This window comes from Carboxylicivirga longa, assembly GCF_050589825.1.
Classification (GTDB): Bacteria; Bacteroidota; Bacteroidia; order Bacteroidales; family Marinilabiliaceae; genus Carboxylicivirga; species Carboxylicivirga longa.
Map to the genome: position 1 here is coordinate 128,577 of NZ_JBNGOZ010000004.1, position 25,335 is coordinate 153,911.

General features: G+C 45.8%; 19 protein-coding genes and 1 riboswitch. Of the genes, 18 read left to right on the forward strand and 1 reads right to left on the reverse strand.

Annotation, left to right across the window (positions count from 1 at the left end):
* Positions 1-81 precede the first annotated feature (81 nt).
* Both ACRD7A_RS04905 and ACRD7A_RS04910 read left to right on the forward strand, forming a co-directional pair.
* Positions 82-1,287: a hypothetical protein gene (locus ACRD7A_RS04905; RefSeq protein ID WP_430810014.1), complete on the forward strand. Its 1,206-nt coding sequence runs from the start codon at positions 82-84 to the stop codon at positions 1,285-1,287.
* An 18-nt stretch (positions 1,288-1,305) separates the two neighbouring features.
* The gene (locus ACRD7A_RS04910; RefSeq protein WP_430810015.1) at positions 1,306-3,282 is read left to right on the forward strand and encodes a dipeptidyl-peptidase 3 family protein; all 1,977 of its coding nucleotides are present in this window, start codon (positions 1,306-1,308) and stop codon (positions 3,280-3,282) included.
* A 624-nt stretch (positions 3,283-3,906) separates the two neighbouring features.
* Here the strand turns inward: ACRD7A_RS04910 and ACRD7A_RS04915 are convergent.
* Positions 3,907-4,161: a hypothetical protein gene (locus tag ACRD7A_RS04915; RefSeq protein ID WP_430810016.1), complete on the reverse strand. Its 255-nt coding sequence runs from the start codon at positions 4,159-4,161 to the stop codon at positions 3,907-3,909.
* Positions 4,162-4,535: 374 nt separating this feature from the next.
* Between ACRD7A_RS04915 and ACRD7A_RS04920 the strand changes: the two genes are divergently transcribed.
* The 16 genes from ACRD7A_RS04920 to ACRD7A_RS04995 all read left to right on the forward strand — a co-directional run bounded on the left by ACRD7A_RS04920 (position 4,536) and on the right by ACRD7A_RS04995 (position 25,251).
* A complete protein-coding gene (locus ACRD7A_RS04920) occupies positions 4,536-4,916 on the forward strand; it encodes a hypothetical protein (RefSeq protein WP_430810017.1) in 381 nt (126 codons plus the stop codon).
* A gap of 203 nt (positions 4,917-5,119) precedes the next feature.
* A complete protein-coding gene (locus tag ACRD7A_RS04925) occupies positions 5,120-6,133 on the forward strand; it encodes a TQO small subunit DoxD (protein ID WP_430810018.1) in 1,014 nt (337 codons plus the stop codon).
* Positions 6,134-6,357: 224 nt separating this feature from the next.
* Positions 6,358-6,609, forward strand: coding sequence for a type II toxin-antitoxin system Phd/YefM family antitoxin (locus ACRD7A_RS04930; protein WP_430810019.1), 252 nt, complete (start codon positions 6,358-6,360; stop codon positions 6,607-6,609).
* Positions 6,609-6,866, forward strand: a complete 258-nt coding sequence (locus ACRD7A_RS04935; protein WP_430810020.1) for a Txe/YoeB family addiction module toxin — start codon at positions 6,609-6,611, stop codon at positions 6,864-6,866. Before ACRD7A_RS04930 ends, ACRD7A_RS04935 begins: the two co-directional genes overlap by 1 nt.
* Positions 6,867-7,049: 183 nt before the next feature.
* A complete protein-coding gene (locus tag ACRD7A_RS04940; RefSeq protein ID WP_430810021.1) occupies positions 7,050-10,883 on the forward strand; it encodes a TIM-barrel domain-containing protein in 3,834 nt (1,277 codons plus the stop codon).
* A gap of 240 nt (positions 10,884-11,123) precedes the next feature.
* Positions 11,124-11,325: riboswitch (cobalamin riboswitch) on the forward strand.
* Positions 11,326-11,350: 25 nt separating this feature from the next.
* Positions 11,351-12,496: an ABC transporter substrate-binding protein gene (locus ACRD7A_RS04945; RefSeq protein ID WP_430810022.1), complete on the forward strand. Its 1,146-nt coding sequence runs from the start codon at positions 11,351-11,353 to the stop codon at positions 12,494-12,496.
* Between the two features lie 2 nt (positions 12,497-12,498).
* Entirely contained in the window at positions 12,499-13,545 is a 1,047-nt protein-coding gene (locus ACRD7A_RS04950; protein ID WP_430810023.1) for an iron chelate uptake ABC transporter family permease subunit, read from the forward strand.
* Entirely contained in the window at positions 13,538-14,551 is a 1,014-nt protein-coding gene (locus ACRD7A_RS04955) for an ABC transporter ATP-binding protein (protein ID WP_430810024.1), read from the forward strand. Before ACRD7A_RS04950 ends, ACRD7A_RS04955 begins: the two co-directional genes overlap by 8 nt.
* Before the next feature lie 238 nt (positions 14,552-14,789).
* Entirely contained in the window at positions 14,790-16,175 is a 1,386-nt protein-coding gene (locus ACRD7A_RS04960; RefSeq protein WP_430810025.1) for a sulfatase family protein, read from the forward strand.
* A gap of 251 nt (positions 16,176-16,426) precedes the next feature.
* Positions 16,427-18,475, forward strand: a complete 2,049-nt coding sequence (locus ACRD7A_RS04965; RefSeq protein WP_430810026.1) for a sulfatase family protein — start codon at positions 16,427-16,429, stop codon at positions 18,473-18,475.
* 25 nt (positions 18,476-18,500) lie between these two features.
* Entirely contained in the window at positions 18,501-19,394 is an 894-nt protein-coding gene (locus tag ACRD7A_RS04970; protein ID WP_430810027.1) for a LysR substrate-binding domain-containing protein, read from the forward strand.
* A gap of 75 nt (positions 19,395-19,469) precedes the next feature.
* Entirely contained in the window at positions 19,470-20,393 is a 924-nt protein-coding gene (locus tag ACRD7A_RS04975; protein WP_430810028.1) for a YeiH family protein, read from the forward strand.
* Positions 20,394-20,404: 11 nt separating this feature from the next.
* The gene (locus tag ACRD7A_RS04980; RefSeq protein ID WP_430810029.1) at positions 20,405-21,121 is read left to right on the forward strand and encodes a sulfite exporter TauE/SafE family protein; all 717 of its coding nucleotides are present in this window, start codon (positions 20,405-20,407) and stop codon (positions 21,119-21,121) included.
* Between the two features lie 185 nt (positions 21,122-21,306).
* Positions 21,307-23,361, forward strand: a complete 2,055-nt coding sequence (htpG, locus tag ACRD7A_RS04985; RefSeq protein ID WP_430810030.1) for a molecular chaperone HtpG — start codon at positions 21,307-21,309, stop codon at positions 23,359-23,361.
* A 148-nt stretch (positions 23,362-23,509) separates the two neighbouring features.
* Positions 23,510-24,085 (forward strand): acetate uptake transporter, encoded by a 576-nt coding sequence (locus ACRD7A_RS04990; RefSeq protein ID WP_430810031.1) that lies wholly within the window; start codon positions 23,510-23,512, stop codon positions 24,083-24,085.
* Between the two features lie 215 nt (positions 24,086-24,300).
* Positions 24,301-25,251 carry a CPBP family intramembrane glutamic endopeptidase gene (locus ACRD7A_RS04995; RefSeq protein ID WP_430810032.1) on the forward strand — a complete coding sequence of 317 codons (951 nt, stop codon included), beginning with the start codon at positions 24,301-24,303 and terminating at the stop codon, positions 25,249-25,251.
* The last annotated feature ends 84 nt before the right edge of the window (positions 25,252-25,335 follow it).

The following is a 25,335-nucleotide window of genomic DNA, read 5'->3' on the forward strand; positions in this document are numbered from 1 at the left end:
ATCCGTTTTTTATTTTTACTTTTGAAGTGAAAAATCAGACCGAACAATATTATCATTGCTTTAATTATCAAATAGTCATCTATGCTTCACGTAAAAAGCTGTCTTACAATCATTCTAACATTATATTCACTGCTTGCCGGGGCTCAGGATAGTGTTCAATGGGCTACGCGTATCGATGAAATAGTGGCCGAAACAGATCCCAACTTCAAGAGGGATAAGCTGCAAAAGTTGAGCAGAGCGATTGCCGACGGATGGGATAATAGCGAAGATATTGAGCAGCTTGGTCGCAGCCATAGTGCTTTTCATTTACTTCGTTCGGACAATGGAAAAATGGAAATTGCCGTGCTGGGTGCGGTAACTTATACCAATGTTTTTCAACTGGATTGGATTGTAAATACTAATGATTCGGTATATGTCTTTAGCGATGAACTGCCATATAATTCCGGTAGAGAAGGTAATGAGTATCAGTATGACCTACATCTGGATGGTGCCGAACGCTACCATTTTAGGGTGCGCCGTGGTAAACAGCTGGTCTTGGAAGCCCATGATGTACTGACCAAGTGTTGGTTTGAGGATTTGCATAAGCCCATGTCTGACGATCAGAAAGAGGCGCTTAATCAGGAATTGCAGGAGCGACTTATGAAACTGTGGGAGGACCCGGCAATGTATGAAAATACTTTCCCCCAACTTAAACGAATGAAAACACTCTTGTCGGACGATCATAAAGTAAAGGTATGTACTTATAATATTCAGAAGCAGGGTTTTAAGCAGGTGTTTTATGGAGCTGTTATACTCAATGAGGGAGATATCAGTATCAGGCTATTGAACGATGAAAGCGACAGGATACGATCGCCCGAGCGTTCATCCTTATCCAACAAAAAATGGTATGGCGCCATTTATCTTGATATGATTCAAACGGAAAATTCAGGCAAAACACTCTATACCCTGCTGGGCTATCGCGGCCATGATGAGTTTATGAAGACGCGCGTATTGGATGTACTGCAGGTGCAGAACGGAGGACGATTGCGTTTTGGGCTGCCTGTTTTTAAAACCGATCGGCTTACCCGCAACAGGATTGTTTTTCAATACTCGGCCAAAACTACCATGATGATGCGCTATGACCGTCGTGAGAAGATGATCGTGTTTGATAATCTGGCTCCGGCTGATCCCATGTTTCGTAATGTATACCAGTATTACGGGCCTGATTTTTCTTACAATGCCTTTAAGTTTAGCAAAGGACTGTGGCAGCTAAAAAAAGATATTGATCTGCGTAACCCCAAACGATAAACTAACAGTATTGAAGTGATGAAGCGAGATATAAAAGAAAGAATAAATATAGACGAATTTCCCTATCAGATAGAGCAGTTTGGCGACTTGCGCATACTGCGTTACAGGATACCCAATTTTGAAAAGCTGCCCTTGCAGCAGAAACAATACATTTATTATCTCTCTGAGGCCGCACTCTCTGGACGTGATATCATCTGGGATCAGAATAATGCCCATAACCTGTGGCTGCGCCGTTGTCTTGATGTCATATATCAGTGTGTGGATAAGCAGGATGAACACTATAAGCAGCTGGAGGATTTTTATAAACGGGTGCTTTTTTCCAATGGAGTGCATCACCATTATAGCACGGACAAGTTAGTGCCCGGTTTTAGTGAGGCTTCGCTGCGTAGATGGATAGAGGCACTAGCGCCGGAAGCGCTGCATGAATTGGGAAGCGACACGGCTCAGGAGTTATTTCAAGGCCTTCACAACTTGCTCTTTGATGCATCTTTTCAGGCACGGCGTGTTTGTCAGGATGAAGGAAAGGATGTGGTAGCTGCATCGGCCAATAACTATTATCAGGGGCTTACTCAGGCCGAAGCGGAGGCCTTTTACCGGCAGCGACAGGAGAGTGATGGTGCACAGCCGGTATCATACGGGCTAAATACTCGTCTGGTAAAGACAGCAAAAGGAATTGAAGAAGAGGTGTGGCGATTAGGGGGCCGTTATGATGCATCACTGAAGCGCATTGTGCATTGGCTGAAAAAGGCTGAGAAAGTGGCTGAGAACGATGTGCAGAGGAAAGTGATCAGCATATTAATACAGTTTTATGAAACAGGCGACCTGAAGATTTTTGATACTTATAGCATTGAATGGCTGAAGGAGCAGGAGGGAAGCATTGATTTTATCAATGGTTTTATTGAGGTGTATGGCGATGCCTTGGGTTATAAAGGAGCCTGGGAGAGTCTGGTGAACATTGTGGATCGTGAAGAAACAAGCAAGGCCACACGTATTAGTGAAAATGCTCAGTGGTTCGAGGATCATTCGCCGGTGCATTCCGCACACCGTAAAGAAAAAGTTCAGGGTGTTAGCATGAAGGTGATTAACGCCTTGATGTTGGGGGGCGACTGCTACCCGGCGGCTCCCTTGGGTATCAACTTACCCAATGCCGAGTGGATACGCGAGCAGCACGGCTCCAAGTCGGTGTCGCTGCAAAATATTAGTGAGGCGCATGAGATGGCTTCTTTAAACAGCGGTGTTCTGGAGGAGTTTGCCTTTGACCAGCAGGAGATCGAGCTGCATCGCAAGTACGGCGCCCTGGCAGATCATCTGCACACGCATCTGCATGAGTGTGTAGGGCATGGCTCGGGTAAGCTCGAAGATGGCGTAAGAACGGACGCCCTGAAGGCCTATGGATCAGTGATTGAAGAGGCGCGTGCCGATCTGTTCGGTCTTTATTTTATTGCCGATGAAAAGATGCAGGAGCTGGGACTGGTGCCCAATGCCGAGGTGGCTAAGGCGCAGTATAATGCCTACATCCGCAATGGCTTGATGGTTCAGCTGGCGCGGATAAGCGAAGGGGCCAATATTGAACAGACCCACATGCGCAACCGTCAGCTGGTGGCCTCATGGGTATTCGAGAAAGGCGGTAGTGACGTGATTGAGATGCGCCGGATGGAAGATAAAACCTATTTCGTTGTGAAGGATCATGCAAAGCTGCGCACGCTCTTTGGCGAACTTTTAAAAGAAGTGCAACGCATTAAATCGCAGGGTGACTATGAAGCAGCACGTCAGCTGGTGGAGCAATACGGCGTTAAGGTAGATCAGCAACTGCATGCCGAAGTGAAGGAACGTTACAGCCGTTTGAAGGTGGCGCCTTATTCGGGTTTTCTCAACCCGCGCTTGACACCGGTTTATGATCATGATGGAGCAATAAAGGGTGTAAGCATCTCCTACGATGAGAACTTCATGGAGCAGATGCAGCGCTATAATCGTGATTACAGCTTTGAGAAATAAGATAGAAAATACAGCCTACAGTTTCCCGCAGATACCCTCCCTGCGTAAAGCTTGCCAACCCCGAAAGGGGGTTTACGGTTAATAACCACGGGTTTAACCCCGTGGTAAGTACGTCCATCATCCCCAACCCCGAAGGGGGTTGAATGTTTGTGCTCATAAACCACAGATTTTACGTGCATGAATCTTAGTTGTTGCTACGACTACCACAATCATAAAAAGGCTTGTCCACCTTAGCTAAAGGGGACCGGTAAACAGGCTGTGGCAAGTTATACGACTCAGGGGGATTGAATACCTGTCCGCAGATTAGCACAGATTTCTTCCCTGCGTAAAGCTTGCCTAACCCCGAAAGGGCTTTACGGTCAATAACCACGGGTTTAAACCCGTGGTAAGCAACCCACTCATTCACAACCCCAAAGCGGGTTGAATACCTGTCCGCAGATTTCGCAAACTACTGTCCTATGTGAAGTTGGGGCGTAGTGCTTTATGTAGGATTTTGTTGCATGCATGCAAAAAATAGCTAATTGCACTATTTGATTAGCATTTTTAGGTCATTTTGTTGATTTGGTTGTGCGTTTTGTATAGGTAAAATAGAGCTGATATTTTTAATACAGCAGCGCAGGAAAATTAGTTATTGCTACGACTACCACAATCATAAAAAGGCTTGTCCACCTTAGCAAAGGGGGACCAGTAAACAGTCTGTGGTAAGTTATACGACTCAGGGGGATTGAGTACCTGTCCACAGATTAACACAGATACCTTCCCTGCAGGAAGCTTGCTTAACCCCGAAAAGGGGTTTACGGTCAATAACCACGGGTTTAAGCCCGTGGTAAGTACGTCCATCATCCACAACCCCGAAGCGGGTTGAATGTTTGTGCTCATAAACCACAGATTTTACGTGCATGAATCTTAGTTGTTGCTACGACTACCACAATCATAAAAAGGCTTGTCCACCTTAGCAAAGGGGGACCAGTAACCAGGCTGTGGCAAGTTATACGACTCAGGGGGATTGAATACTTGCCACTAGAAACCGAAGATCAACATAGCTACCTTCCCTGCGGGTTGCTTACTGAACCGCGAAAGGGGATAAGTATATTAATTGCAGAGAGTTAGAGTGTAGTTTGAACAGCACTCACACAGAATACAGGTTTGCTGTATTAAACATTTATCTTCGCAGCTTGTTCCGCTGATAAGAATGATTTTGGAAGTGTGTATATCTTGGCTTATTTTTACAGCTTAGCATTTATTATTGCACTATGAAAGAAAAAAGAAGCATAAAACACATAACTACCCTGCTGGCCATAGCCGGCACGGCATTGCTGTTGCTTCTTTCGCCCTGCAAAGTGCGCAACAGCATTGAAGTAAGCCTGGGCTTGAAGACTACCGAGGTAGCCAACAAGAGCAAGGCAACGCTTCAATTGAGTAGCTGCGTGTGGCACAGCAATATAGTAAGCGAAGCCGCAGCTGTTTCTGCGTTTAAGCAGCTTATAGAAGGATGGGCTCATCTGCATGGGGCATCCGCCTGTGTTGTCATGCCCCGCTTTGTGAATCGCAGCATCCAAACCGAAGATGTTTTAATGGCGGCACACCCTGTTCCGCTGTATATTTTATTCCGAAACTTTAAGGCTTATCTGTAGTCTCGCAAGGGGATGACTAAGATTGATAGATAGTTATTTTCGTAAAGCTTTTCGAGCAATTTAATCGTTGTCGTCACATTTTCATCCTTTTGCCTTGTACTTATTATTCCCTCCATGCATTGGAGGTAATCATTTTTGATCTGCTGCCCCTGCCTTTTGCGGGTAGCAGCTGCAATATTCAGATAAATCTTAATACAAAAATAATGAACATCAACATAAAAAATGACGCCGGGCTTTTGGCTCTGGGCGTACGCCTTGTTATTGGCTGGACCTATTTTTCAGCCTTCTTCCGCCGAACCATACTGGCCGATAAGTTAGACCCGGAAATGGCCGGATATATCGGCGAAAAATTCAATCACTTTTTACCACATGCCCTAGGTATCAAACCCATCATTCAGTACCTGGTTGAAAATCCCGAAACGCTGTGGTGGGCCATGGTAGTGTTTACCATTGTAGAGGGTATCGTAGGTCTTGCGATTATGCTGGGTTTCTTCACGCGCCTGATGAGCATCGGCATCTTCGGGTTGGCCATGGGTATCCTGCTGGGATCGGGATGGATAGGCACCACCTGCCTGGATGAATGGCAGATTGGTGTGCTGGGGATTGCCTCGGGGCTCATGCTCTTTTTTACCGGTAGTGGCATGTATTCGGTCGATCGGCTGCTGATAGCCAAGAAGCACTCCATAACAAATAAGAAATGGTTCCCCTGGCTGGCCTCTGGTGTTCTACCTATTGGTGATCGTCTCTTCCCTAAACTGGTGCTGGTTGGGTCGCTCTTTGTATTCGGCATGACGCTGTTTACTAACCAGGTATTCCATGGAGGTCTGTGGGGTACGCTGCACAATAAGTCGGTGAAGCCCAAACTGGAGCTTACTGATGGGAAAATGACCGATGCTGCCTTCTCCTTTGATGTGTTTCGCACTGAGGGCGTGGATGTGTATGGCGCCTGGATTATTGGTATGGAATTAAGCAATGAAAAAGGGGAGATGGTATGGTCAATGAGTCACGAGGAACTCTCCCAATTGCCGGAAGAAGCGATTCACAACTACTATGTGGCTCGTGTTAAGCCGGGTAAGCACAGTCTGGTGGTTCCACTGGGCGCTAAGGCTAACATTAGCGTTACGCATCCGGCAATCAAAGATCTGCCCCGGGGTAGTTATCAGCTTATATTAACTGATATTAGCGGTGCCTCGTGGAAACATACAATTGTAAAATAGCACGCTTGTAAAATTACATTTAGCGGGCTCCGGCAGCATGTGCAAGATGTTTTATGGAACGGTTCTTCATCACAAGACAGCTGTGAAGAACCGTTCCGTAAATGCTTTAGTTAGGGAACTTTCAAAGCTTATTAGCTACTTGGCTTGGATTTCTATTTACTTAATAATAAAGCTTGTATAGTTGTACAATTTATTGTAATTTTGAGTCTGAAAAATATTCAATCATGGAAATTACAAGTTACTCGAGTTTCAGACAAAATTTAAAGTCATATCTGGATTCTATTTTAAAAACGCATGCGCCATTATTTGTCAGGCGCTCGCGTGGTGAAGATGTTGTGGTGATGTCGATGGATGATTATGAAGGGATGCAGGAGACCATATATTTATTATCAAGTCCGAAAAATGCTGAACGTATTGCTGACGCTCTCGAAGAATACCATAACCACCAGGGAGCTACCCGTAAGCTTATTGAATAATGGAAGTAAATTTTATGTCGCAGGCCTGGGAAGATTATTTATACTGGCAAGCCACTGACAAGAAAACACTTAAGAAGATTAATGAACTAATTAGACAGTGCCAACGAACACCTTATGAGGGGCATGGAAAGCCAGAGGCTTTAAAGGGCAGTTTATCAGGGTGGTATTCCAGGAGAATAAACCATAAAGACCGTTTGATCTATCGTATTGATGAGAATACACTATATGTATTACAATGCCGTTACCATTATGGTTAGTGCTTAATTATAATGGAACTTTCAGAACTTACTACTTGTGTAAGATATCATCACTTCTCTTCGTAAGAAAGATTTCTTACTACCATTTAAAATCGTCATAATATCATTGTGAGTTATATTGTTTTTACTTTTCTTTAGACCCGAAACGAAAGTTTACGAAAGTTAATTAAGCAATATATCAGAATGAAAAGATTAATGTATTGGAGTAGGGCTTTTATTGCCCTTCTGGCACTTATGCAAGTGGCCGGCTCCGCTATCGCCCAAGGCGATACACCGAAAGGAGTGGAAGCCATTCACTTACGGTCTGCCCGTAAAGTCAATGCTACCACAGTTGAGTTGGTATTTTCCAACGAGCAGCAGATGAGCATTGATTTCTATGGAGATCATATCTTCAGAATGTTTCAGGACAATAGCGGAGAGGGCATGCGTGCTCCTCAAGCGGAGCCACCGGCACAGATTCTTGTTGATCATCCACGCACCGAGGTGTCTGAGCTAAAGCTGAATGATGAGGGCAGCATTATCCGTATTGGAACGGCAGCCATCGACCTAAGCTTTGATAAAAACACAAGTACTTTTGCGCTGACAAATAAGAAAACCGGCAAGGTGGTTGCTAAATCCTTAGCACCCATAGTATTTGAAAAAGCAGCAGTGAAAATACAATTGGCCGAAGGCAAGGATGAATATTTTTACGGCGGTGGTGTGCAAAATGGTCGCTTCTCGCACAAGGGTAAGGTTATTGCCATCGAGAATCAGAATAGCTGGACCGATGGCGGTGTAGCTTCTCCCAATCCTTATTACTGGTCAACCGCAGGCTACGGCTTTATGTGGTACACCTTTAAAAAAGGGATGTACGATTTCGGTGCCAAAACAGAGGATACGGTTACCCTGACGCATGACACTGATTACCTGGATGTATTTTTTATGGTGAACGACGGGCCGGTGGCACTGCTGAACGATTTCTATCAGCTGACGGGTCATCCCGTGCTCATACCCAAATTCGGATTTTATCAGGGCCACCTCAATGCCTATAACCGCGATTACTGGAAAGAAGACGAAAAGGGCATCCTGTTTGAAGATGGCAAGCGCTATCGCGAATCGCAGAAGGATAACGGCGGTGTTAAAGAGTCGCTGAACGGTGAGTTGGATAACTACCAGTTTTCGGCACGTGCCGTTGTGGATCGTTATAAGCAACACGATATGCCATTGGGCTGGATATTGCCCAATGATGGTTACGGTGCCGGCTATGGACAGACATCGACCCTGGATGGTAACATTGCCAACCTGAAGGAGTTTGGTGATTATGCCCACGAGCAGGGTGTGGAGATTGGGCTGTGGACACAGTCGGATCTGCATCCCATTGATACCATTGAGGCACTATTGCAGCGCGATATAGTGAAAGAAGTAGGCGTTGCCGGTGTGCGTGCCCTTAAAACCGATGTGGCCTGGGTGGGCGCCGGTTATTCCTTCGGACTGAACGGCGTGCAGGATGCGGCTGAGATTATGCAGGCCGAGGGAGACAATGCGCGTCCTTTTATCATATCGCTGGATGGATGGGCCGGTACGCAGCGCTATGCTACCATCTGGTCGGGCGATCAAACAGGCGGTAACTGGGAGTATATCCGTTTTCATATTCCTACCTTTATAGGATCCGGATTGTCGGGTCAGCCCAATATCTGTAACGATATGGACGGTATTTTTGGTGGTAAGAATCCCATTGTGAATATTCGCGATTTTCAGTGGAAGACCTTTACGCTGATGGAGCTGAACATGGATGGCTGGGGCGCCAATGAGAAGTATCCGCATGCCTTGGGCGAGCCGGCGACTTCCATCAATCGTAATTACCTGAAGCTGAAGGCTGAGTTATTGCCCTATGCCTACAGCGTGGCCTACGAGGCCATCGACGGAATGCCCGCCATGCGTGCCATGTTCCTCGAAGAGACGAATCCTTATACCTTGGGTAAAAATACCGAGTATCAGTTTATGTTTGGGCCTTACTTTTTGGTGGCTCCCATCTATCAGAACACTAATGCCGATGACGAGGGTGATGATATTCGCAATAATATCTATCTGCCGGAAGGTCAGTGGGTCGATTATTTCACCGGTGAAGTATATGAAGGCGATTGCATCCTCAACCATTTTGAGGCACCCATCTGGAAGTTACCGGTGCTGGTGAAGCGCGGTGCTATCATTCCCATGGTAAATCCTAATAACAACCTGAGTGAGATTAACCAAAAGAAGCGTATCTACGAGATTTATCCTTACAGAACTTCTTCTTTTGTGGAGTACGACGATGATGGTACCACCACCGATTATTTGCAAAATCACTTTGTAACGACTCGTATTGAGTGCGTGCAGGAGGATGACAGAGTAAATGTGGTAATAGCACCGACCAAGGGTCATTATCAGGGTTTTGTAAAAGATAAGGCAACCGAATTCCGTATTAATGTAACGGCACAGCCATCTAAGATCGTTGCACGGGTGAAGGGTAAGAAGGTAAAGCTTCAGGCCGTTCAGTCGCTGGCTGATTTTGAGGCCGGCAGCAATGTGTATTATTACAATGCCGCGCCCGATCTGAATCGCTTCCCTACAGCGGGTAGTGCCTTCGAAGCGGTGAAGATGACAAAGAACCCTCAGTTGATGGTGAAGATGGCAGCGTGCGATGTTAGCCAAAACGATATTCGTCTTCAGCTGCGCGGCTTTGCTTATCAGCCTGATAATCATTTATTGCAGCAGGAAGGTGGCTTAATAAGCATGAACAACGCCTGTGTGGCCGATACCAATGCCACGGCATACACCTTAATGCCAAGTTGGGATGAGGTGGTTAACGCCGATTATTATGAGTTGCAGTTTGAGGGCATGACCTATACTAATATTCGGGATACCAAACTTTTGTTCGATAACCTTAAGCCGGAAACTACCTACAGCTTCAAAGGTCGCGCGCTTAATAAGGAAGGACAAAGTGCATGGACCAGTTTTACGGCTACTACCAAGGCCGATCCCTTGCAGTTTGCCATTAAGGGCATTGAAGCCGGGAGTACAGCGCGTATGCAGGGCGGTCATGGATTGCATCGCCTCTTCGATTTCGATGAGAACTCCATGATGCACACGGCTTACGGTGATAATTCTATTCCTTTTGAAATTGTGATGGATCTTAAATCCATCAGTCAGGTGGAGAAAATTGTTTACCTGCCTCGCCTGAGCGGTCGTAATGGTGTGGTTCAGAGTGGCCGTTTTTATTACAGCGATGACAAGACGCATTGGACAGAGGCCGGCACCTTCACCTGGAAAGGAGATAATGAAGTGAAAACCTTCTTGTTGAAAGATCAGCCGGTAACCCGTTACATTAAGATGGAGGTGGACAAGGCCGTGGGTAACTTCGGATCGGGTCGTCAGATCTACGTGTTTAAGGTGCCGGGCAGCGAAAGCTACCTGCCCGGTGATATCAATAACGATGGAGTGATCGATGCCAACGACTTGACTTCCTACATGAACTACACCGGTCTGCGTAAGGGCGATAGTGACTTTGGCTATGTTAGCCGGGGTGATGTTAATAAAAACGGACTGATCGATGCCTATGATATCTCCAATGTAAGCACCCAGCTTGAGGGAGGCGTAAGTAATGCTGAGCACAAGGCGCTGACCGGAAAACTCACCTTGCGTGCTGCTAAAACTTCCTATAAGGCAGGCGAAACAGTGGAGTTGACGGTAAGCGGTCATGGCCTGCAGGGCGTTAATGCATTTAGCTTTGCCCTGCCTTACGACGGAAAGATGCTGGAATACATTAATGTGGAGCCTGTAAATACCAAGGCCATGGAGAACCTGACTTATAATCGTTTGCATACGGGTGGCAATCGTGTTTTATACCCCACTTTTGTAAACCGGGGCGATCAGGCTACTCTTGAGGGAGAGGGCAGCATTCTGATCATTCGCTTTAAAGCCAAAAAAGCCTTTAAATTCAATCTTGAAATGCAAAACGGCTTGTTGGTCGATAAAAAACTGAACACGGCAGTCCTTTAAGCGGAGGCAGTGTACTTTACTATTTCACGAGGGTGCCTTTCAATGCGAAGGCATCCTCGTTTGTTTATGGAACGGTTCTTTATAAGCATCTTACGAAAGAGAATCGATTCCTATAACTTTGAACGCTTCATCAGGTTTACTTTCTTATCTATTTCATTGTTACTGTTTGCACACCATAATGTGCCCCGTAGTAGGGAGGTTGTTGTTAAAGGTGTCTGCCGTTACAAAAGCATCGCATTAGTTTATCAATCCGATATAAAACGCTACTTTTGCAGGGTTGCTTAAAAAGGGAATCAGGTGAAATACCTGAGCTGTTCCCGCAGCCGTAATCCATGCCCGATAAGGGAGCATCAGCTTAATGAAACCACTGTCCGCCTATGGTGGATGGGAAGGAAAGGTGATGAAGGAGAGCCGGAAGACCTGTTTGGGTGACACGAATATTCATAAATCTTTCGGGAGATAAAGAAATGATAAAACTGACGACAACATTATTACTCGTAGGCGCATTGATGAGTGCCTGCACACACGCGCCACGCAAGGGGCAAACAGCATCGCAAGCCGCCCAGGCCGATAGTACCTACTATCCTAAATATGCCAAGGGCTTTCACATTAACTATTTCAAGGGATATCGACAGATTGTTATGAACGATCCCTGGGGCGATACAACCCGGCAGGAGACCCTGGCGCTCGTAGCCGATGCACAGCTTAAACCATCCTTGAGCAAAACCCACACTTACGTGCTGCCTTACCCGGCAACACGCTGGATTGCGCTGTCATCCACCATGGTGAACTATGCTGATAAGCTCAATAAGAAACAAAGTATTTGTGGGGTAGCCGAGCCCCGATACATTGCCGATGAATATATCCAATCCGCCATTAAGGACGGTAGCATCCGTAATGTGGGCATGTCCATGTCGCCCGATGTGGAGGTGATGGTGGATCTGGAGCCGGATTTTTTGATGGTGTCGCCTTTTAAAGACAATCATTTTGCCGCTGTTAAAAGTGCCGGAATTCCCATAATTACCAACGCTGATTACCTGGAGCACACCCCTTTGGGACGTGCCGAATGGCTGGTGCTGATGGGCGAATTGCTGGGGGAAGGAAAGACTGCACGTCAGCTCTTTAATGCAATTGAAAAGGAGTATCAGTCCGTTAAGGACTTGGCACAGAAGGTAAAAAATAAGCCCTCAGTATTTACCGGTCACCTTTATCAGGGAGCCTGGTATTCGCCGGCAGGAGAGAGTTACATGGCTAACTTCTTCAAGGATGCAGGCAGCAACTATATTTACAGTAATACTGTGGGAACAGGATCCTTAACCCTCGATTATGAAACTATTATTACCAGGGCCGAGCATACCGATTATTGGGTGATGATAATGAATTATCCCGATGAGGTGACTTATGAGGAGATAAAAAAGATGGATGAGCGATACATTGATTTCGATGCCTATAAAAAACAACAGATCGTCATTACCAATGCTGCATATTCGGGTTATTTCGAAGAAGGTTTGTTGCAGCCGCATTTCGTATTAAGCGATCTGGTGCATGCGCTTCACCCCGGCTTGTTGAAAAATTATCGTCCCCGCTATTTTCACCATTTGACAGAAGAGTAAATATGGAAGAGCATCGAATAAAGTGGATCATGGGATTTGTGCTCTTAGCCGTACTCCTCATACTTTTGTTTCTGATGAATATTGGATTGGGCTCAGTGTCCATCCCTTACAAAGAAATGATGAGTGTGCTGGGGGGTGGGGAAGCAACACGTACGGCCTATACTTCTATTATACTTAAATCACGCCTGCCACAGGCCATTACCGCGGTATTGGCCGGCGCCGGACTGGCGGTGGGCGGTTTACAGATGCAAACCCTGTTTCGTAACCCGCTGGCTGGTCCCTCTATCCTGGGTATCAGCAGTGGTGCCGGATTGGGTGTGGCCATTGTTGTGCTGTTGGCCGGTAATATGCTGGGGGTTAGCATTAGTGGTTATGGTATTTACGGTCACCTTACCGTGGTAACGGCTGCCTTTGTGGGTGCTTTCTTTATTCTTATGCTCATCGTATTTTTCGCACAGGCCTTGCGCGATAACACCATCCTGCTCATCGTGGGCATCATGGTGGGATATGCCGCCTCGGCACTCATCGGTGTGATGAAGTTCTACAGTCCTAAGGAAGACGTACATGCTTATGTCATCTGGGGGCTGGGCAGTTTCGCCAATGTCAATGGTGAGCACCTGACGATATTAATTCCAGTTGTAGGGTTAGGATTACTGTTTAGCCTCTTGCTTATTAAACCCCTTAATCTGTTGGTGCTGGGTGAGTATTATGCTGAGAATCTGGGACTGAATATCAAGCGAACACGTTTATACATATTGTTTTGTACGGGTATGCTCACCGCGGCCATCACTGCCTTTTGTGGCCCCATTGCTTTCCTGGGTCTGGCTGTGCCACACCTTACCAAAGGCCTTTTTCGCACTAGCGATCAGAAAGTACTGATGCCTGCCGTTATACTGGCAGGTGCGATACTGGCCTTATTTTGTAATGTAATTGCCCGCCTTCCGGGATTTGAAGGGGCTCTGCCTATTAATGTGGTTACCGGACTGATAGGGGCGCCCATTGTTATTTCCGTTATCATTAAACGCAGGAGGATGAGCAGCCATGGATAAAATACTATTGCAATCGGAAGATCTGGCGGTGGGTTACCGACAAGGTGTCAGTAAGGAAACCATACTACACAGCAATATTAATGTGGAGCTGGCGGCGGGGGAGTTTGCTTGTCTGCTGGGACCCAATGGTGCCGGTAAGTCAACCCTGATTAAGACCTTGAGTGGTTTCATTCCAGCCATTATGGGAAGTGTGCGCGTGAATGGCAAAGCCTTGTCGGCTTATAAAAGAAGTGATTTGGCGCAGGTGGTCAGTGTAGTGCTCACCGAAAAGGTCCAGATTACCAATATGACCGTTTTTGACTTGGTAGCGCTGGGACGCAGCCCTTACACCGATTTCTTTGGTACCCTTTCGCATAAGGATAAAATGCTGGTGATGCAAGCCATTGATGATGTGGGGCTTGGCGGATTTGCCAATCGTCAGTTGATGTGTATGAGCGATGGTGAACGACAGAAAGCCATGATTGCCAAAGCATTGGTGCAGGATACGCCCCTGATCATTCTGGATGAACCCACGGCTTTTCTGGATTTGCCCAGTAAGATTGAGATTGTGCAGCTGCTGAAAAAACTGGCGCGCGCCAAGAATAAAGGTATTCTCCTATCTACCCACGACCTGGATCTGGCTTTGCAGCTGGCCGATAAGATATGGCTGTTGGCGCAAGGACGTGCCATCGAAGCCGGTATTCCTGAAGACTTGATTCTGACCAATGGATTTAAGCGTTTCTTCGAGAAGGAGGGCATTATCTTTGATAATGAGAGTGGTGCTTTTAAGGTACATCGCGATAAGGTAAAGACCATCCGTGTAGTAGGAAGAGGGGTAGAGTATAAATGGCTCAGTCATGCCCTAAATCGCAGTGGTTACCATACAACACAAGAGCAAGGGCCTTATCCGCTCATTGAAATTGATAAAGACGGACAGCAGGGGTATGTACTTCACCAACCTGACGGTAGCCGACAGGCTCTTCGAACCATCGAAGATCTGCTAAAGCAGATTAGTGGAGGGTACTAAGCAAACTGATAAGAGATTGTGACTGTTTACAAGCTTTTATGTGTGAGGTGTGAACATAACTGACCTTTTCTGAACTAACATAGAACGTAGCCTGATGATAGACGCTTTAACTTTGTAGTTATCGTCAATCACTAGAAATAGTTTTATGAATTTAAACTCCAGAAATTTAATTTTTGTCTGGCTCGTTCTTTTCGCAGCGAGCCTCATAGGTTGTAATCAACAGAAGCAACCAAATGTTGTGATTATTTTTACAGATGATCAAGGCTACAACGATCTCTCTTGTTACGGCGCTACCGATTTTGAAACGCCCCACTTGGATAAGCTGGCCGAAGATGGTATTCGTTTTACCAATTTTCACGTGAGTACAGCCGTTTGCAGTGCCTCCCGTTCGGCTTTGCTGACTGGTTGTTACAATGAGCGGATCAGTGTACGTGGCGCTTATATGCCTTGGGATACATTGGTGGGGCTTAATCCTCAAGAGGTAACCATTGCCGATATGCTGAAACAGCAGGGCTATGCCACGGGCATGGTAGGTAAGTGGCATTTGGGCCGTAATGAAGCTTTTTTACCGCTTCAGCAAGGGTTTGATGAGTACTATGGCATTCCTTATTCCAATGATATGTGGCCTGTTGATTATGATGGCGTTTCGGTGCACGAAAAGGATTCGGTTTCTAAACCCTGGAAACTGAAATATCCGCCGTTACCCATTCTGGACGGCAATCAAATAGTGGAGGAGATCCACACGCTCGAACAGCAGGCACAAATAACAACACTGTATACTCAAAAGGCAGTCGACTTTATAAAGCGGAATAAAACAAAGCCGTTTTTTCTGTACCTGGCGCATTCAATGCCACATGCACCCTTGGCCGTTTCCGAAAAATTTAAAGGGAAAAGCGAGCAGGGGCTTTATGGCGATGTCATGATGGAAATTGACTGGTCGGTTGGTCAGGTGATGCAAGCCCTCAAAGAGGAAGGAATTGATGAAAATACCTTGGTGGTATTTACCAGCGATAATGGGCCGTGGATGTGTTTTGGCAACCACGCCGGCTCTGCAGCCCCTTTGCGAGAAGGGAAAGGATCCATGTGGGAAGGAGGACATCGGGTGCCATGCATCATGCACTGGCCGCAACAAATACCGGCCAGCCAGGTAAGCCATAAAATGGCAGCCACCATGGATTTATTGCCAACCATAGCGGCGGTTACGGGAGCACAGCTACCTGCTAATAAAATAGATGGGGTGGATATCACTGCCTTGCTGAGAGGGGAGCAGGTTACGCCACGCGACGAATTTTGGTGCTATTATGGCGGAGAGTTGCATGCCGTAAAAAAGGGTGACTGGAAATTGTATTTTCCGCATGAATACCGCTCGTATCGTCAGCACCCTCCAGGGAAAGATGGCTATCCGGGGTGGACCAAGCAGATGCCATGCGGGCTGGAGCTTTACAATCTAAAATCGGATATTGAAGAGGCACATAATGTTATTGATCAGCATCCGGATGTGGTGGCCCAACTGCAAACCATTGCCGAGCAAGCAAGATATGAACTGGGCGACCGTCTCCAGAATATGGAAGGGCATGAAGTTCGTCCACTTGGACGCATTGATGCGGACGCGCTAAATGACTAATCACCTACTAAGAGATCCTTTTTGCACCCACCAGCTTCCCCCTGATGAAGTGCGAAAGGGGAAGGGGGTTTTACTTTGATGCGTTGTTGCTTATCGAAGTGCATTTATCTGAGTTCAACCAAAAGATTACAGTTAATAAAATAACAAGCATGAAACGACCATGTAAATTTGATTATCCAAATGGAAACGCAGGTGGATGAACAAATTCATTTGGAAGTTCCATCTGACCATTGAAAAATAAACTTGAACAGATGAAGAATACTTTCAATCAGCTGGTGTTAGTTGTTGCTATGCTGCTGGCTTATGCCTGCTCGCCCTCTAAAACAGAGCAACCCAACATCATTTTCATTATCTCCGATGATCATGCGGAACAGGCCATCAGTGCCTATGGGCATGGGCTGAACCATACGCCTAATATCGACCGATTGGCACAAGAAGGGGTTCGTTTTACCAATGCCACGGTCACCAATTCCATCTGTGCACCTTCCCGAGCGGTGATACTTACGGGAAAACACAGTCATAAAAACGGCTTGATAAATAATGAGGTGACCTTCAATGGGGAACAGCCCACTTTTCCGAAGCTGTTAAAGGAGGGAGGCTACCACACCGCTATTGTAGGAAAGTGGCACCTAAAGAGTGAACCAACGGGTTTTGATCAGTGGATGGTATTGCCGGGTCAGGGCGAGTATTATAACCCTGACTTCCGAACGCCCGATGGAACAATTCGGCTGCCTGGTTATGTGACTGATATTATCACCGAAAAATCACTGGAGTGGTTAGACGCCATCAAAGAGAAGGACCAACCGTTTTGCCTGATGGTGCAGCATAAAGCACCCCACCGTAACTGGATGCCATCCCCCAATTACCTCAATCATTTTGATACTACGGCAATACCGGTTCCGGATAATTTCTTTGATGATTATAGCACGCGTGGAAGGGCCGCCCGTGAACAGGAGATGGAGATTGATAAAATCATGTTTGAAGGCTATGACCTGAAACTGACAAAACCCGGTACTGATGAGATCATTGGCGATGGCTGGGGTGACTGGTATCAGCGCATGAGCGATGAGCAGAAGGCCATGTGGCACAACGCCTATCGCGATAAGAATGAAGCTTTTTATACGGCCGAACTTCAAGGGAAGGAACGCGCTTTGTGGAAGTACAAGCGTTACATGCAAGACTATCTGTCAACCATTGAGTCGGTGGATGATGGCGTGGGTAAAATACTGGATTACCTCGACCAAAATGGGCTGGCTGAGAATACCATTGTGGTTTATACCTCCGATCAGGGGTTTTATCTGGGAGAACATGGCTGGTTTGATAAGCGCTTTATGTATGAGGAGTCGCTGAGTACGCCGCTTTTAATCCGTTACCCCAAGGCTGTTAAAAAAGGATGGGTGAGCGATAAAATGGTGCAGAATCTTGATTTTGCGCAGACCTTTCTGGATTATGCCGGCGTAAAAGCCCCCGATGAAATGCAGGGCATGTCCATGCGTCCGGTGCTGGAGCAAAAGGACGATGAATGGCGCGATGCTGTGTACTATCATTACTTCGAATATCCTGGCATACACGCCGTGAAGCGGCATTATGGTGTTTCCGATGGTCGCTACAAGCTGATTCATTTTTATTATGATTGTGATGAGTGGGAGTTGTATGACCTGCAAAACGACCCAAAAGAAATGAATAACCTCTATGGCGAGGATGATTATACGGCTATTACGAATGAGCTGAAGACCCGCCTTAACGAACTGCGCGATCAGTATGAAGTACCCTCTATTGAGCAGGAGATGGGCGAACGTTTTATTACCATGAGTAATAAGGCAAAAGGTGCAAAAATTAGTTTAGAGCAAGGGCCTGATAAACCTTACGCTGCACCCATTGAGTATTTGTGTGATGGGAATGTCAAGCACTTCACGCCGCTGTGGGCCTCGGATTATGAAGCCTTTTTAGGGTTTAACGGCAAAGATGTGGAAGTGCTCATAGAGCTCCCGGACATTACGTCGATTCAGGAGATTAAAATGCGGTTTCTCGATAAAAGGGGTTCATGGGTGTATGCGCCTGAGCAGGTCGCCATGGCAGTGTCAAGCGATGGTAAAAACTTTGAACCCATCGAAGCCAACCTATCTGGCAAAACCGAACGCTTAAACAATGTTTTTGTAGTGGAGAAGGGAGTAAGTGGTTTGAACACCGAGGCGCGTTTTATTAAGGTAAATGTTAAAAATTTTGGTGTTATACCGGCCGGACAACCCGGAAGCGGTCATCCATCGTGGTTGTTTTGTGATGAATTGATAGTCAACTAAGCGCGTTTAATCCTATATTTATAGCATGAACTACCGTGATATTGTCTTTCTTACTGTTGCTGAAAATTTGAGTTTTTCAAAGGCTGCTGAGGCCTTGTTTATTAGTCAGCCCGCTGTTACCCGTCATATTAAAGAGCTGGAAGGGCATTATCGGGTGGATTTATTTGAGCGCAAAGGTAACAAGATACTGCTCACCAAAGCGGGTCAGATGGCCTATTCCCAGTTAAAGGCCATTCAGCAGCAGTATCGCGAACTGGAGTTTACTCTGGGCAGTCAGGGCGACGTGTTTCGCGGGCAGTTGCGGGTAGGAGCCAGCTCCACCATATCGCAGTATATTATACCTCGGGTGATGGCTGCTTTTCATCAGAAATATCCTAAGATTGATTTGTATTTGTTCAATGGCAACTCCTTTGAGATGGAGCAGAAACTGCTGGGTAAGGAAATTGATATTGCCCTGGTGGAGAATGCTTCATCGCAGTCCAATATTAAATATCGTCGGTTTATGCAGGATGAGATTATTGCCGTAGCCAGTGCCCGCCGGCTGTACGGACATCGCAAAAATATATCACTGGCCGAGTTTAAAGATGTGCCCATCGTAGTGCGCGAGAATGGGTCAGGTACGCTGGAAGTTATTAATAAGGCTCTGAAGGCGAGTCAGCTGAGTTACGACGATCTGAACATTGCCATGCACCTGGGAAGCACAGAGGCCATCAAAAACTTTGTCGCCCATTTCGATGGGGTAGCACTTCTCTCTGATTATTCTGTGGCCAAAGAATTGCAGCATAACGAGCTGGTTCGCATTGCTATTAAGGGCTTCAGTATTGTGCGTTCCTTGCGTATTGCTCAAAGGCAGGGGCACGTCAGTCGTGCCTGTGAGCTTTTTATCAGTTTCCTGGAAGGTTATAATCTGAAGTTATAGGTAATAAGAAATTACTATTTGTTTGAATTATAGGTGAGCGGTATTTTTGTGTTGAATTTAATTGACACAATTACCATGAAACACTTCGTAAATAAATCCACACTTTTTATTCTTGTGGCCTGTCTGTGTTTGCTACCTTTTGTAACGCCAGCCATGGCATTGGTGGCAGGTGCACTAATGTCATTTATCGGCGTACGGCATGAGCGGCTGAGTGGCTACACTTCATTCCTGTTACAGGCTTCAATTGTACTAATGGGTTTTGGTATGAACCTTACAGAAGTGATTAGTGCTTCTGTTACCGGTTTCTCGGCTACTGCCATATCGGTTATTATGGTCATTGCAATTGGCTTGCTTTTGGGTAAAATATTTAAGGTAGATGACAAAATTTCCATGCTCATTGCCTGTGGAACGGCGATCTGTGGGGGTAGTGCTATTGCGGCTGTGGCCCCTGTTATTCGTTCACGGCACCACCAGATATCCTTTGCACTGGCCGTTGTATTTGTACTAAATGCCATTGCTTTATTGGTTTTCCCGGTAATGGGGCATTACCTGAACATGAGCCAGGAGGCCTTTGGTTATTGGGCGGCTATTGCCATTCATGATACGAGCTCGGTAGTGGGCGCTGGTGCTGCTTATGGTGATGAGGCATTGAAAATAGCCACCACTATTAAGCTGGTCAGAGCGCTTTGGATTATCCCTGTTACGTTGGTGTTGTCTTTCTTTATGCGCGATAAAGAAGCACAGGGCAAGGTCAAGATTCCCTGGTTCATCGGGCTGTTTGTGCTGGCCATTGTGTTTGCTTATTACGTACCGCAGCTTTCCTTTGCCTATTCAGGGCTCAAATACATGGGCAAACAGGGTATGGTGCTGGCTTTATTCCTTATTGGCTCAAAAATATCCCTGGCCGAGATGCGTGAAGCGGGTCCTCGAAGCTTTGCGCTGGGGATACTGCTGTGGCTTATCATCTCACTCGTATCATTATTTTTCATCCTCACATAAAAAGTACTATCATGGAATATATTTGGATTGGCCTGATTGTTTTGGGCGCCAGTTTAGTAAAAGGCATTACCGGGTTCGGTTTTGCCTTAATTAGTTTGCCGCCACTTATGTTTTGGTATTCACCCAAAGAGCTGGTGCCGGTATTAATCTGCTCTAACCTGTTTGCATCCCTCGTCATTGTGCTGCAAAAAAAAGAACGGCGCCTGGTGGAAAATGGCTATCGTTCGCTTATTGTGTCCGGTGGTTTGTTTACCATTGTGGGTGCGCTGGCGCTGAAAAACTTGTCAGAAAATTTTCTTATCGACCTAATGTGTATCTTTTTTATCGTTTTGTCGCTGCTAACCCTGGTAGGAGTTAAATATACCTTTCCCGATGGTCGTCGTTCCAAGGTGATGGCCGGTGGCTTGATTGGCATGCTGGCAGGTGCGATTTCCATTAGCGGACCACCTTTGGCTTTGTTTCTGCATTCGGCAAAGGTGGACAATCAGCAGTTTCGTGAGATTTTTGCCTGGTTCAGCATCGTCACCAGTGCCGTGGCACTAGCCAGTTATGGGTTTATGGGCTTGTTAAGCCTGCAAACCCTGAGTCTGACAGCCGCTTTTATTCCCATATTGTATTTAGGTACCTTTGTGGGGAAACGTTTTAACCAGTATTTGTCACAGGATGCTTTTAAACGCATCAGTGTTGTTATTACGCTTCTGTCGAGCCTGATGTTGCTGGTGCAATAGCATGTTGGTTATGGCAAACGTACTTATACTAAGATTGATTTACCCGCCTACTTTTGGTCTTTGCCTGCCAATTTTGCAATACCCTGTCACGCTTGTCTGCCGCATTGTCACACATTGACGAATGGCATAAGCTTTGATAACTTTGTGCCGTTAAAATGATAGTTAAAAACATAAAATAAGTAACGATGCAAAAAGGACATATTGGGGTTACTACGGAGAACATTTTCCCAATCATCAAGAAGTATCTTTATTCAGATCACGAGATTTTTCTACGCGAATTAGTATCAAATGCTGTTGATGCCACGCAAAAACTGAAAACACTGGCTTCGGTGGGTGAGTTTAAAGGCGAGATGGGCGATACGGCAGTGCGCGTAATCCTGGATGAGAAAAAGAAAACGATCACCATTTCTGACCGTGGTGTAGGAATGACTGCTGAGGAGATTGATAAGTACATCAACCAGGTGGCTTTCTCCGGTGCCAACGAGTTTCTTGAGAAATATAAGAAGGATGCCAATGCTATTATTGGTCACTTTGGTCTTGGATTCTATTCATCATTTATGGTGTCCGAAAAGGTGGAGATCATCACTAAATCCTTCCGCGAAGGAACACAGGCCGTTAAATGGAGTTGCGATGGAAGCCCCGAATATACGCTTGAGGAGGTAGAAAAGGCAGATCGTGGAACTGACATCGTATTGCACATCGATGATGATAACAAGCAATACGCTACCAAGGCAGAGATTAACAATCTATTGAAGAAATATTGTCGCTTCCTACCCGTGGAAGTTGTATTTGGCAAGCAAACCGAATGGAAAGACGGCAAAGAAGAGGAGACAGACAAGGACAATGTGGTGAATGAAACCAAGCCACTTTGGACCCGTACACCTGCCGACCTTAAAGAAGAGGATTATAATCAGTTTTACCGTGGTTTGTACCCAATGGCTGATGAGCCGCTGTTTAACATTCATCTGAATGTTGATTATCCTTTTAACCTGACCGGTGTTTTGTATTTCCCCAAGCTGAAGAATAATGTTGAGGTTCAGAAAAATAAGATTCAGCTGTACTGTAACCAGGTGTATGTAACGGATTCGGTAGAAGGCATTGTACCCGAATTCCTTACGCTGCTTCACGGAGTTATTGACTCGCCTGACATTCCGCTGAATGTATCGCGTTCGTACCTGCAGAGCGATCGTAATGTGAAAAAGATTTCGAGCCACATCACCAAGAAGGTAGCCGACCGCCTGGAAGAAATTTTTAAGAAAGACCGTGAAGGATTTGAGGCAAAGTGGGACGACCTGAAAATATTCATCGAGTACGGTATGCTCACCGAGGAGAAGTTTTATGACCGTGCCAAGAAGTTTACCCTGCTGAAAAATACGGATGGTAAATTCTTTACCTTCGATGAGTATGCCGGTATTATCAAAGACAATCAGACCGATAAGGACGGACAGTTGGTTTACTTGTATGCCACTGATGTGGAAGGACAATACAGTTTTATTGAAGCCGCTAAAAACAAAGGATATGACGTGGTAGTGCTTGATGGTCAGTTGGACAGCCACTTTGTAAACCACCTGGAAAGCAAGTTTGAGAAGTCACGTTTTGTGCGTGTGGATAGCGATATTGTTGAGAAGTTAATCCCTAAGGCCGATGCTGCTCAACTAAAGTTGACAGAAGCACAGAAGCAGGATTTAACCAGTATCTTCAGTTCGCAGGTGCCTAATGTTGATAAGACTAACTTCATCGTTACTTTTGAGGCGCTGGAAGAAACCGATACGCCGGTGATGATTACTCAGCAAGAGTTTATGCGTCGTATGAAAGAGATGAGTGCACTCGGTGGCGGGGGTATGAATTTTTATGGTGAGATGCCCGATAGCTACAACCTGGTGGTGAATGGTAATCATCCGCTGGTGAACCGAATCATTGAAGACGAAGAGAAGGAGGTAGGCGAGAAGGTGTCATCCTTACGCCATAAGATTGAAGGCCTTGAGGGCAAGCGCGCCGAGCTGGAAAAAGCCAAAGAGGGTAAGAAAGATGAGGAGATTCCGCAGGCCGATAAGGATGAGATGGAAGACATCAACAAGAAGCTGATCGAACTAAATGGTAAGAAGGATGCAGAATTGTCTGCCTTTGCTGCCGGCAATAAATTGGTATCTCAGCTTATTGATTTGGCCTTGTTATCCAATAACATGCTGAAAGGTGAGGCGCTCACTAAATTTGTGAAGCGCAGTATCGACTTAATTTAAGGTCAATATAAATGCAAGAGAAAAGCTCGGGAGAACAGTTTCCGGGCTTTCTTTTTGTATTTTAGCGCGGATTTTTAAATCGGCTGTGCGGCTTGCTCGTGAGACGTGACAGTGATGAACACTTAAATTAAGCTTTAAACCAGGAAAAATGGAAAAAAACGTTTTCATCGCAAAAGATGTAACAACTAACCCGGCACCTTTGGGACTAACGGGTTTTGGATTAACAACAATGCTGCTGAACCTGCACAATGCCGGTCTGTTTGGTCTCGACAGCATGATTATGGGCATGGGACTCATGATGGGTGGCCTTATTCAAATTTTAGTGGGTATCATGGAGTGGAAGAAAAATAATATGTTTGGCATGATGGCCTTCTCTTCCTATGGTGCTTTTTGGATTTCACTGGTATTTGTGTGGATATTACCCAAAATGGGATTGGGCGAGGCGCCTTCAGCTACCGCAATGGGCTATTACCTCTCTGTGTGGGGCATCTTCACCCTGGGGCTATGGGTGGCTACCCTAAAAATGACCAAGACCATGGTTTGGCTGTTTGGTACCGTGGTAGTGCTGTTTGCCCTGCTGGCCGCTGCTAACTTTACGGGTAGCCATACCCTGCATGTTATTGCCGGTATAGAAGGTGTTATTTGTGGTGCTACGGCCCTGTATATTGCTATTGGAACACTGTTGGTAGATGTGTACGGCAAACAAATTTTACCCATGCCTTAAGTTCGACTGAAAAGAGGCTTAACCACCAAGGTGGTTTAATTTGAATAGCTCCGGATGTAATCCGGGGCATTTTTTATGGCCATAATTTGACCAATGACCTAATCTAATTTCTCAACGGCATGGGAAAGTCCATTTTAACTTATAATTTAGTAACCTAAGCCATGCCAAACTAGCTTAATCGCTTTCTTGGCCTTAATTACACACAATTTTATACGATGATACATTTAGAAAGTGCCTATAAAGGCGAAAATGAGTGGTGGAAATATTTATTGTTAATTGCAATATCCTTGCTGGGTGGTCAGATCATTGGCGGTGTTTTTATGATGATCATTTTGGCAGTGTTATCGGCAAGTGGAGGCGGCACACTCACCGCAGAGGCTCTAAGCAGCATGGATTTTGCCGCCATGGGTGTCCATCCCACCGTGGGATTAGTGCTTCTGATGCTGCCATTTCTTATCAGTCTTTTGCTTCTGGTGGTTTTCTTTAAGCCTTTGCACCGTCGTGTGTTTACAAGTGTTATAAATGGTTGGCAAAAAGTACGCTGGCAGCGCGTCATCACCGGATATGGTGTTTGGGCACTCATCATGGCTTTTTTTCTGGTGGTGGATTATTATATGAATATCGATAATTATGAGCTGCGCCTGAATTGGGGTGCCTTGATTCCGTTGGCGCTCGTATCTTTGGTACTCATTCCCTTTCAATCATTTTATGAGGAGATATTGTTCAGGGGCTACCTTGCGCAAGGAGTTGGGCGCATCACACATAGTCGCTGGATGGTGATTATCATACCGTCAGTGTTTTTTGCCTTGTTACACAGCATGAATCCTGAGATTGAGAAGTTTGGTTTCTGGACCATGATGCCTCAATATTTTATGATCGGTGCTGTGTATGCCTTGTTATCTGTTTTGGATGATGGTATTGAGCTGGCCATGGGAGCCCATGCTGCTAATAATACTTTTATCAGTATTTTCGTAACCGCTGATGGCATGGCTTTTCAGACAGATGCACTGCTGAAAGCGCAAGAGATAGATCCGTCCAAGGAGTTTGTGACCATGCTGATTGGCTCGGTGATATTTGTGGGTGCACTGGCATTTCGTTATAAATGGAGTTGGCGTGTGCTAAGTAAACCCGTTGAAGCACCTGAGGATTCATCATTGGTTGCATAGCTGTCTACTTATCGGATGACTATTTTACAGCTACAACTTAGTCATCCGATAAGTTTATCTTCAATAAAATTAAGTATTTACGGA